This is a genomic window from Acinetobacter sp. Colony158, assembly GCF_019264745.1.
In the GTDB taxonomy this organism is placed as follows: Bacteria; Pseudomonadota; Gammaproteobacteria; order Pseudomonadales; family Moraxellaceae; genus Acinetobacter; species Acinetobacter ursingii.
In genome coordinates, this window is sequence record NZ_CP078523.1 from 3,258,927 (window position 1) to 3,270,540 (window position 11,614).

Here is an 11,614-nt window from a genome sequence, read left to right on the forward strand (position 1 = left end):
TCAGATGACTCAATCATCTTTCACATCACGTTCATCGAACAAAAAACTGATTATATTCGGGGCAATTTTTGTCATTTTAATTATTGGTTTATTCATCTGGAATAAACAACGCCAAACGCAGAATGAAGAGTTGGTGATTGGCATTAGCCCACCCTTTGCGCATCCCTTACAGGCTGCGGCTAAAGAAGCTGAGAAACAAGGCATTCATGTTAAGCTGGTTGAATTTTCTGACTGGAATACGCCCAATATTACCTTGAATAATGGTGATATTGATGCCAATTTTTTCCAACATCAACCTTTTTTAAACAATGCCATTAAAGAAACAGGCTATAAGCTTAAAGCGTTTGGTGTAGGTGCGGCTTCGCATGTCGGACTGTATTCCAAAAAATATAAAAGTCTGGATGCTTTGCCACAAAATGCGCGTGTGGTCATTCCAAACGATCCTGTCAATCAAGGACGCGCGTTATTGCTGTTACAACAAGCCAAACTGATTCAACTGAAAGACCCAACTAATTATTTATCCAAGTTAAGCGATATCTCATCGAATCCTAAAAACTTACAATTTATTGAAGTAGAAGGCCCACAAACGGCACGTGCTATTGATGATGTCGATTTAGCCTTTGGCTATCCACATTATTTACGTTTGGCCAAAACCGCTGATCCTGAAAGTGCCTTAGTGCTGGACGATACTACCAATAAACGTTATGCGATTTTATTCGTGGTGCGTGATGATTATCAGGACAAAGGCGATAAATTGAAAAAATTTGTCGAAATTTATCAAACTTCGCCTGCGGTTAAAGCAGCGCTGAATGAAGATTTGGGGCCAAAACTTTGGTTCCCAGGTTGGGTATAACTTACATTCATGGAGTTAAGTCATGGTCAGTTTCGGCGCTCAAGTGAGTTTTGCAGTTCCACATATTCAAATTCGCTCACTCAATAAAACCTATGATACTCAAGGTCAACAGGTTGAAGCATTAAAAGAGATTAATCTGGATATTCCAGAAGGTAAAATTGTTGGGATCATTGGAAAAAGCGGTGCGGGTAAATCCTCTTTATTGCGTACCCTGAATGGACTTGAGCAACCGAGTTCAGGCTCAATCAAGATTCATCAAGATGAACTGACCACACTGGATCACTCACGTTTGATCAAGTTACGTCAACGCATTGGCATGATTTTTCAGCATTTTAATTTAATGTCGGCCAAAACGGTATGGGAAAATGTGGCACTCCCACTCAAAGTTTCTGGCTATGCCAAATCCGACATCAAAAATCGCGTCGATGAAGTTTTAGCTTTGGTAGGGCTCAGCCATAAAGCTGAGCAATACCCTTCTCAGCTTTCAGGTGGACAAAAGCAGCGTGTCGGCATTGCCCGAGCACTGGTTCATCATCCAGAAATTTTACTCTGTGATGAAGCAACCTCAGCGTTAGACCCTGAAAGCACTGCTGTCATTTTGTCTTTACTGAAAAAAATTAATCAGGAACTTGGCATTACCATTGTCTTGATTACTCATGAAATGCAAGTGATACGTGAAATTTGTGATCAAGTGGTGGTGATTGAACAAGGTCAAATCGTCGAATCAGGACAAGTGTGGTCGGTCTTTTCCAATCCTGTACAGCCGATTACTCAAGAACTGTTAAATCTGGAACAACTGGATTTACCATTTCAAGTGCATTCATACCTTCAAGCAGACTCCACCCATACGATTCTTAAACTGAAATATCAAAGCGATGCCCAACATGCGCCTGATCTGACGCAACTTCTAGCGAGCTTTGATACCCCTGTGTATTTGTACCAAAGTCATGTAGATAACATTCAACAACATTTGATTGGATCGTGGGTGGTCGGCATACCACGACTCAATCTTGATCTAAATCATTTAAAACAACAGCTTACATCGCTGATTCAACATATCGAGGTGATCGGTTATGCACGACCAACTCATTGATTTATTACTGACAGGAACGCTCGACACCTTGATCATGGTCGGGGTTTCCGCTTTATTGGCATTTCTCATCGGGTTACCACTCGCTGTAATTTTAGTCAGTGCCTCAGAAAATGGTATTTATCCTTCTCAGGCCATCAATCAACCGATTGGCTGGATTATTAATATTACCCGCTCTATTCCCTTTTTGATCCTGATGGTCGCCCTGATTCCCATCACCCGCTGGATTGTCGGAACCAGTTATGGCGTTTGGGCTGCGGTGGTTCCACTGACCCTTGCCGCGATTCCTTTTTTTGCTCGCATTGCAGAAGTTAGTTTACGTGAAGTGGATCAAGGACTGATCGAAGCCGCACAAGCGATCGGCTGTAATCGTCAGCAGATTATCTGGCATGTGCTATTGCCGGAAGCATTACCGGGCATTGTGGCAGGTTTTACCGTGACCATCGTCACCATGATTAACTCTTCCGCTATCGCAGGTGCGATTGGTGCAGGCGGTCTGGGGGATATTGCTTATCGATATGGCTATCAACGTTTTGATTTAACTGTGATGTTTGCGGTGATTGTAGTGCTGATTGTATTGGTGATGTTGATTCAAGCCACAGGAGATACGCTTTCTCAACAGTTAGACAAACGTAAAATTTAAACTTGTGATGATTTGCACTTAGCCATGACCTGACTTTGTCATGGCTTTCATGTAAAATCAGCGCCAGTTTTTAATTTATATTTTTGTGAGTCCTCTCATGGGTTTTAATTGTGGTATTGTCGGCCTGCCAAATGTTGGTAAATCAACACTTTTTAATGCACTCACCAAGGCTGCGATTGCCGCAGAAAACTTTCCGTTCTGTACCATTGAACCCAATACTGGCATCGTACCAGTACCTGATGCACGTCTTGATAAACTTGCAGCGATTGTAAAACCACAGCGCATTCTACCAACCACGATGGAATTTGTAGATATTGCAGGTCTAGTCGCAGGTGCATCTAAAGGTGAAGGTCTGGGGAATCAGTTTTTAGCCAATATTCGTGAAACCGATGCGATTGCACATGTGGTACGCTGTTTTGAAGATGAGAATGTCATTCATGTGAATGGTAAAATCGATCCACTCGATGATATTGCTACGATTAATACAGAACTAGCATTGGCCGATCTTGAAACTGTAGCTAAAGCATTATTGCGTCTGACCAAATCTGCAAAAGGCGGCGATAAAGATGCCATTGCGACCAAAGCCGTATTAGAAAAAATCCAGCCTTTACTGGATGAAGGTAAACCTGCCCGTGCGGCGGATTTAAGTGATGATGAACGTAAACTTGTTCGTGGTTTTGGTTTAATGACTTTAAAACCAACCATGTATATTGCCAATGTTGCTGAAGATGGTTTTGAAAACAACCCGCACTTGGATGCGGTTAAACAACTGGCAGCAGAAGAAAACGCCATTGTGGTGCCTTTATGCAACCAGATTGAAGCAGAAATTTCGTTGCTTGAAGATGAAGATCGCGCAGAATTTCTTGAAGCAATGGGTATGCAAGAACCAGGTCTCAATGTCGTGATCCGTGCAGGTTATGCCCTCTTGGGTTTACAAACTTACTTCACCGCAGGTGTACAGGAAGTTCGTGCATGGACAGTTAAAGTGGGTGCTACAGCGCCACAGGCGGCTGGTGTCATTCACACTGACTTTGAAAAAGGCTTTATTCGCGCAGAATGTGTCGCCTATGATGACTTTGTCCAATACAACGGCGAAGCGGGTGCCAAAGAAGCGGGTAAATGGCGCCTTGAAGGTAAAACCTATGTGGTACAGGATGGTGATGTATTGCACTTCCGTTTTAACGTGTAATCACGACTTGATTTAATCAATTATAAAAAAACCAGCACTGCTGGTTTTTTTATTGCTTATATGAATTTATAAACAATAAATACAATGATAATGATTATCAATATATTTACATAAAAACCAATATCCCCTAAACTAAATCTGATTAAAACACTTTGATTTTACGAATTGATTTAAAAAGGATCATTTTCATGGCGTACACCCTACCCGCGTTACCTTATGCATACGATGCACTTGAACCCAATATCGATGCTAAAACGATGGAAATTCATCATACCAAACATCATCAAACGTATATCAATAATATCAATGCAGCGATTGAAGGCACTGCATGGGAAAAACTAGCAGTCGAAGAACTGGTATCAAAGGTCAATGAAGTGCCTGCCGATATCAAAAATGTAGTGATTAACAATGGCGGTGGTCATGCCAACCATTCTTTGTTCTGAACAGTCATGAGTCCTCAAGGAGGTGGAAATCCAACAGGTGCAGTTGCAACAGCCATTGAACAAGAGCTTGGTGGTTTTGATGCATTTAAAGAGGCCTTTACCAAAGCAGCGATTAGCCGTTTTGGGAGTGGTTGGGCATGGCTCAGCGTCACCCCTGAGAAAAAACTCGTAGTAGAAAGTAGTGGAAATCAGGATTCTCCACTCATGAATGGCAATACTCCAATTTTAGGTCTGGATGTTTGGGAACATGCCTACTATTTGAAATATCAAAACCGTCGTCCTGAATATATTGCTGCATTTTACAATGTGGTGGACTGGAATGAAGTCAATCGTCGTTATCAAGCAGCAATCCAATAAGAGGTTCAGCTATTTTGCATACAGGTTCTTATGACATGTCCTTTCCTGCACTATTGCGTTATACGATCGGTATTTTAATTTTGTGCGGAGGATTCATGGTGTTTTTTCGCCATTTTTTTCAAATTTAAACCCCACATGATTGTATATTTGTCAAAATAGCGACCTAAGCTCTATTGTTTTGTTTACAATAGGGCTTGCTTTTATTTGCTTGCTCAATTGTCGATTAAATACATCAAACTTAAATCTGAATTAAAAATAAAATCATTACTATAAATCTTAATGTTTTTAAGTAAATACAACACAAAACTACTCTTTTTGCTCAGTATGTGATCTTCTATTTTTTAATCAGGTACTAATGCCTTATATTCATCAGAACACTATGAAAAAAATTTCTGTCATCATCTTAAGCAGCACCTTAGCATTCATGAGTGCAACTGCATTTGCATGCCCAAAAGGAACCTCACTACAAGGCGGAACTGGTCCAAATCATAAAGGCGGTAAATGTGTGGCTGTATCGGGTGCTAAAGCAAAACAAACTAAAGCTGAAGCGAAAAAAACCACGCAAACAGTAAAAACTACAGAAGTGAAAACAACCAAACCAGAAAAAGCTAAAGCCGCTTCGACTACCACGACCACCTCAACAACAACCAGTCACCAAAACCATTAATCTGCTTTTTACAAAAATTGAGTCATAAAAAAGCGAGATTCTTTTGAATCTCGCTTTTTTACATAATCATTTAATTAGCGTTTGGGATCAGTATTACCTAAAGCAGGGTTAGCAATGGCGTCCTTACATTGCGATTTATCCCGTTCGTAATCTGCTTGTTTCTGGGTCACGGTGGCACTGTTGTCTTTTGTTTCCCTTGCCCATGTATCAAGCGAAGTTAACGCCTTACGACATAAAGCATATTTACCTTCAGTGACTGAATCTGTCATTTTGACATTAATTCGCCAGTCTGTACTGAGTTGGCGTAGTGGTTTTCTGACTTGCTCATCAATTTGATCTACTTTTTTTGTATATACAATCGGATCTATTTGATTAATCAAATCCCATGCTTTGTGTGCATAGGTGGTTGCATCATTGGTTAGTGTGGGAGCAGCTTTAATTTCAACCTTGTCGGTCTGCTTCTGCTCATTTTGATTACAGCCAGAAAGCATAGCCAAAGTTAAAAATACGGGAGTAAAAATCAAAAATTTGGGTGTTGAAGTGATCATCAACGATTACCTGTCTCAACATTTCGCCACTATGCTAGTGAATTCCAAGACAATACTCAATCTTTATGAATTTGTTTTTTGAAACCTAAGAATTGTTGATGTTACATTGCTATTTTATGAGTTTGACCTAAACGTGATCATTAAATGTCTCAAATCAAAATTTACGCAAACCAAAATACCATTCAAACATCGAATGACCCTATCAAATGCAATTCACCAAGCTTTGGTAATGACTCTTCAATACCCAGAAGATAAACGTTTCCATCGATTCATTGCACTAGCTCCAGAAGACTTTATTTATCCTGTGGACAGAAGTGAAGCTTATACCATCATTGAGATTTCAATGTTTTCAAGACGGCAGGCAGAAACCAAAAAACGACTAATTCAACAGATTTTTAGCAACATTCAGGCGCAATGTGGAATCAGTCCACAAGATGTAGAAATAACAATCTTTGAAACCCCTAAAGAAAACTGGGGTATTCGTGGACAAAATGCCGATGAATTACAGCTAAATTATAAAATAAACATCTAATTTTTATTCAGATTTAAACTTTTATTCATTTTTCCTTTATTGTCGAACAAAACTATATATTTTTATGTGAATCAAGGCTTAATTCATGATCGAGTTCTGCTATGCTTAATACCCAACTTTTGCACGGATGATTCGCATGAGCGTGACTATTGGTACTCCCCTTCAATCTTCTGCCTTTAAAGTCCTGTTATTGGGTTCAGGAGAACTCGGTAAAGAAGTGGTTATTTCTTTGCAGCGTTTAGGAGTCGAAGTTCATGCCGCAGATCGCTATGATCATGCTCCCGCAATGCAAGTTGCACATTATTCTTATACGCTCAATATGGCGGATGCAAATGAGTTGCATCGACTCATTGAAAAAGTAAAACCAAATCTGATCATCCCTGAAATTGAAGCGATTGCAACTGAAGTGTTGGTTGAAATTGAAAATAAGGCCATTGCAACGGTTATTCCTTCTGCCAAAGCAGTTAATCTCACCATGAACCGCGAAGGCATTCGTCGTTTGGCGGCCGAAGAGCTAGGTTTGCCAACCTCAGCTTATCGCTTTGCAGACTCGCTAGAAAGTTTCCGTGCTGCCTGCGACGATATTGCTTATCCGAACTTTGTAAAGCCCGTGATGTCTTCATCGGGTAAAGGTCAGTCGCGTGTTAAAAGCTTTGAAGAAGTCGATGCCGCTTGGGAATATGCTCAAACAGGTGGTCGAGTAAATCAAGGCAAAGTCATTGTTGAATCTCAAATTGATTTTGACTTTGAAATTACCTTACTAACTGTTCGTGCTAAAAATCCAGAAACGGGTGAAATTGAAACGCAGTATTGTGATCCGATTGGACACCGTCAAGATTCTGGCGATTATGTTGAAAGTTGGCAACCTCAAATCATGACTGAAGCTGCCCTACAAGAATCAAAACGAATCGCGCATAAAGTCACCACTGCGCTTGGCGGATGTGGCATTTTTGGAGTTGAGCTATTCGTCAAAGGTGACCAAGTCTGGTTTAGTGAAGTTTCACCACGCCCACACGATACAGGACTTGTTACCTTGGCATCTCAATTTCAAAGTGAGTTTGAGTTACACGCTCGTGCTATTTTAGGATTACCTGTCAATACTGCACGACATAGCGTAGCAGCCAGTGCCGTGATTTATGCGGGTGTAGATGCCAATAATTTAAGCTTTAGTCATTTAAATACAGCATTAGCCCATCCCGATACTGACTTGCGCCTCTTTGGTAAGCCCGAAGGTTTTAAACGTCGTCGTATGGGCGTTGCTACCGCCCGTGCTCAAGATACCGATCAGGCACGTGAGCTTGCTGCTCAAGCAGCAAGCCTTGTTCAAGTTCAAACAAATTCATCAGTTTAAGTTAGGCCTATTTTTATGATCAATACTTCTCCGCTGCTGAGTTATGTCACCAGTCACCATGACATTCAGGCAATTAATCAATGGCGTAATGACGTTGAACAGCAGCTACAGGAGTTTTATGAAAATGGTCAACCCATACGTGATATTGTTTTAGCACGTTCTAATTTTATTGATGAAGCGCTGATTTTTCTTTGGAATCATGCAGGACTAAATCAAACTGATTTAGGACTTTTTGCGGTCGGTGGTTATGGCCGTCGTGAAATGTTGCCCTATTCAGATGTGGATATCATGATCTTGTCCGAGCATGATATTGCACCTGAACAAGAAAAACAGATTTCTACTTTTGTGTCCTCTTTATGGGATGTAGGAAATTTTAAACCCGGTATCAGTGTACGGACTATTCGCAACTGTTTTGAAGAAGCCACCAATGATTTAACGGTTGCCACCACGCTCATCGAAGCACGACTGATTACAGGAAACTCACATTTAGCCAAATGGCCGCGTCGCATCGTATCTCAAACATGGACGGATAAAACCTTTTTTGATGCCAAAATGGAAGAGCAGGAAAAACGCCATGCTCAACATAACAACACTGAAAGTAATCTTGAACCAGATATAAAAAATGCACCTGGTGGCATTCGTGACATGAATCAGATCGGCTGGATTGCCAAGCGGCATTTCCGCGTCAACCGCATTTATGATCTCGTTCATCTTGGCTTTATTTCCGAATTTGAACTGAGTGTACTAGAAGAAGCTGAAAGCTTTTTATGGGAAATTCGCCATCATTTACACCGCTTGACCAAGCGCGATGAAAACCGACTTCTATTTGATTATCAACGTGATATCGCCGCCAAATTTGGCTATGTACAAGAAGAAGGCAAACCTGCCAATTATGCGATAGAACAGTTCATGAAACGTTACTATCGTACCGCGCAGCAGGTTTCAACACTCAATGAAATGCTTTTGGCCTATTTTAATGAGTCTGTGATTACCCCACGTTTGCCTAACTATGAACGTAAGATTGAAGAAATTAATGAAAACTTCAAATTAGTCGATGGCAAACTCGCAGTACAACATCATAAGATTTTTGCTGAACACCCAAGCGCAATTTTAGAACTCTTCTATTTATTAGCCAATCGCCCTGAAATCGAAGGGATTCGTGCAAGAACTTTGCGTTTGTTGATTATGGCGGCAAAACGGATTGATCAGGAATTTCGTGATAATCCTGTGCATCAAGCCTTGTTTATGGCGATTATCCGTTCGCCTTATCGTCTATATGACACGCTCGTCGATATGAAACGCTATGGAATTTTAGGCAACTACATTCCTGCATTTGGTCAAATTATGGGGCTGATGCAGTATGATTTGTTCCATATTTATACCGTCGATGCACATACCTTATTACTGATTCGTAATTTAAATCGCTTTAAAGAACCAGAATTTGCGCAGCATTTTCCAGTGGTCAGCTCAGTGTTTCAGCGTTTGGCACGTCGCGATATTGTATATTTGGCTGCAATTTTTCATGATATTGCCAAAGGTCGTGGCGGTGATCATAGTGAATTGGGTGCTGAAGATGCCATTGAGTTTTGTCGTAAACATGGTTTTACCGAACGTGAGTGCAAATTAGTTGCATGGCTGATTCAAAACCATCTACTGATGTCACTCACTGCGCAGAAAAAAGATATTTCTGATCCAGATGTCGTCAAAGAGTTTGCGGAAAAACTAGGTGATATGGAGCATCTGGACTATCTATATAGTCTGACTGTTTCTGATATTAATGCCACCAATCCAAAACTCTGGAATACATGGCGAGCTTCTCTCATGCGTCAGCTTTATACCTATTCTAGAGACGTGATCCGTTCAGGTTTAGGTCGTCCTGTCGATTATCAAATGTTGATTGAAGACACCAAATTTACTGCGAGTGAAGCACTGGTAAATGAGTTCTCACTAGACGCTGTTGAAAAAGTCTGGCAAGAACTCGGCGACGAATACTTTCTTAAAGAATCTGCCGATGAAATTGCATGGCACACCCGTGCGATTTTGCAACATGGTGATAACCCTGCGCCTTTGGTATTATTCCGTGCACATCGTCAGTCAACACAAGCTCAGGATGCTATTCAGATCTTTATCTATACCCAAGATAAACCAAATCTGTTTGCCACCACAGTTGCAGTGCTAGATCGCATGAATCTGGATGTACAGGATGCACGGATTATCACAGCCACCAAAGCCTTTAGTCTGGATACTTATGTCGTGTTAGATCGTTTTGGTACTTTGCTGACAGATCCAGAACGCGAGACTACCGTGAAAGAGGCATTGGTTAAAGCACTTAGCCAATCTGATAAATACCCAGGACTCATGCAGCGCCGTATTCCGCGCCAACTTCGTCATTTTGATGTAGAAAATACCGTTGATATTACGCTAAACCCTGTACTGCAACAAAACATGGTTGAAATATCTACACTGGATCAACCCGGTCTACTAGCACGAGTGGGTGGAGTTTTTATGATGCAAGGGCTCGATATCCATTCAGCCAAGATTGCCACACTCGGCGAACGTGCTGAGGATATTTTCTTTGTGACTAAAAAAGATGGTCAACCCATGAATATTGAAGAAGCCAAACTTTTTGCAGATCAGCTAAAATCTGCGTTAGATGAAGCATCTAATCAAGTTATTAGTCAACATTAATTCACAGTTTTAAATCGGTAAATGTTTCATGAATTCCAGTTTGTCGTTATTACATCCTTATCCTTTTGAAAAGTTAAATGCGCTTTTTAAGGACGTCACACCCGCAGATTTACCCCTCATTCCGCTTTCTATTGGTGAACCCAAACATCCTGCCCCTGAGTTTGTAAAACAAGCTATTATTGACAACTTTCAGCATTTATCGACTTATCCCAATAGCAAAGGGCTACCTGAGTTACGTCAGAGTATTGCCAACTGGCTGACCCAGCGTTTTAAGCTCAATAGTATTAGCGTTGAAGATCATATCTTGCCAGTCACAGGTACACGTGAAGGAATTTTCTCTTTTGTACAGGCACTGATTAATCGTGAAGATGCACCTTATGTGGTGATGCCAAATCCTTTCTATCAAATTTATGAAGGTGCAGCCTTACTCGCTGGTGCAAAACCGTATTTTATCAACTGTACGCCTGAAAATGATTATTTGGGTGACTTTGATGCAGTTCCAGCCGAAGTCTGGGAAAAAACAGCATTATTATTTGTCTGTACACCGGGTAATCCTACGGGCGCTGTATTATCTAAAGAACAATTTAAAAAACTGATTCAACTATCAGATCAATACAATTTTGTGATTGCCTCTGATGAGTGCTATTCAGAACTTTGGTTTGATCAAGCACCAGTTGGTTTATTGGAAGTCTGTGCCGAAATGGGGCGTGATGATTATAAAAATTGTATCGTTTTTCATTCATTATCCAAACGTTCCAACTTACCGGGAATGCGCTCTGGTTTTGTCGCAGGTGATGCCGAACTGTTAAAACCCTATTTAAAGTTTCGTACCTATCATGGTGCAGCGATGCCTGTACAACATCAATTGGCCTCAATCGCAGCATGGAATGATGAAGAGCATGTCGAAGAAAATCGTCAACAATATCGTGCCAAATTTGACTTATTTCAATCTGAACTTGGGTCTTTGTTACCTCTACAAAAACCTGATGCGGGATTTTATTATTGGTTACAAGTGGATCATGATGAAGCTTTTGCCAAAATGTTGATGGAAAAAGCGCATATTAAAGTGCTACCGGGTCGTTATTTATCCCGTGAAACTGATCAAGGAAATCCTGGGGAAAATCATGTGCGTATGGCATTGGTCGCGGACTTGGCACAATGTGAGCAAGTGGTACAGCGTTTAAAGAAAATCTTGTAGATTTTAAAAAATTAAAATAATAAAGCCTCTATATATATTGAGGCTTTATTATTTT

General features: G+C 40.8%; 9 protein-coding genes and 2 pseudogenes. 10 read left to right on the top strand and 1 reads right to left on the bottom strand.

Annotated elements, in window-relative coordinates:
* The first annotated feature begins 4 nt into the window (after positions 1-4).
* From JR005_RS13250 to JR005_RS13275, 6 genes and pseudogenes are all read left to right on the top strand, one after another.
* On the top strand, positions 5-853 hold the full coding sequence (locus JR005_RS13250) for a MetQ/NlpA family ABC transporter substrate-binding protein (protein WP_004989549.1): 849 nt from the start codon (positions 5-7) through the stop codon (positions 851-853).
* Positions 854-875: 22 nt separating this feature from the next.
* Positions 876-1,946 carry a methionine ABC transporter ATP-binding protein gene (locus tag JR005_RS13255; RefSeq protein ID WP_126624341.1) on the top strand — a complete coding sequence of 357 codons (1,071 nt, stop codon included), beginning with the start codon at positions 876-878 and terminating at the stop codon, positions 1,944-1,946.
* On the top strand, positions 1,927-2,586 hold the full coding sequence (locus tag JR005_RS13260; protein WP_004989555.1) for a methionine ABC transporter permease: 660 nt from the start codon (positions 1,927-1,929) through the stop codon (positions 2,584-2,586). Before JR005_RS13255 ends, JR005_RS13260 begins: the two co-directional genes overlap by 20 nt.
* Before the next feature lie 97 nt (positions 2,587-2,683).
* The gene (gene ychF, locus JR005_RS13265; protein ID WP_004989558.1) at positions 2,684-3,775 is read left to right on the top strand and encodes a redox-regulated ATPase YchF; all 1,092 of its coding nucleotides are present in this window, start codon (positions 2,684-2,686) and stop codon (positions 3,773-3,775) included.
* 188 nt (positions 3,776-3,963) lie between these two features.
* Positions 3,964-4,575, top strand: a pseudogene (locus JR005_RS13270) (superoxide dismutase).
* Between the two features lie 379 nt (positions 4,576-4,954).
* Positions 4,955-5,242, top strand: coding sequence for a hypothetical protein (locus JR005_RS13275; protein WP_218665252.1), 288 nt, complete (start codon positions 4,955-4,957; stop codon positions 5,240-5,242).
* Positions 5,243-5,316: 74 nt separating this feature from the next.
* On the opposite strand, the gene JR005_RS13280 is transcribed toward JR005_RS13275, so the two are convergent.
* The gene (locus JR005_RS13280; protein ID WP_227546650.1) at positions 5,317-5,733 is read right to left on the bottom strand and encodes a hypothetical protein; all 417 of its coding nucleotides are present in this window, start codon (positions 5,731-5,733) and stop codon (positions 5,317-5,319) included.
* A 201-nt stretch (positions 5,734-5,934) separates the two neighbouring features.
* On the opposite strand from JR005_RS13280, the pseudogene JR005_RS13285 reads away from it, so the two are divergent.
* From JR005_RS13285 to dapC, 4 genes and pseudogenes are all read left to right on the top strand, one after another.
* A pseudogene (locus JR005_RS13285) lies at positions 5,935-6,322 on the top strand (tautomerase family protein).
* Between the two features lie 127 nt (positions 6,323-6,449).
* Positions 6,450-7,673, top strand: coding sequence for a formate-dependent phosphoribosylglycinamide formyltransferase (gene purT / locus JR005_RS13290; protein ID WP_218665254.1), 1,224 nt, complete (start codon positions 6,450-6,452; stop codon positions 7,671-7,673).
* Positions 7,674-7,688: 15 nt separating this feature from the next.
* Positions 7,689-10,361, top strand: coding sequence for a [protein-PII] uridylyltransferase (gene glnD / locus JR005_RS13295; protein WP_151722051.1), 2,673 nt, complete (start codon positions 7,689-7,691; stop codon positions 10,359-10,361).
* Between the two features lie 28 nt (positions 10,362-10,389).
* Positions 10,390-11,559, top strand: coding sequence for a succinyldiaminopimelate transaminase (gene dapC / locus JR005_RS13300; protein WP_218665255.1), 1,170 nt, complete (start codon positions 10,390-10,392; stop codon positions 11,557-11,559).
* The last annotated feature ends 55 nt before the right edge of the window (positions 11,560-11,614 follow it).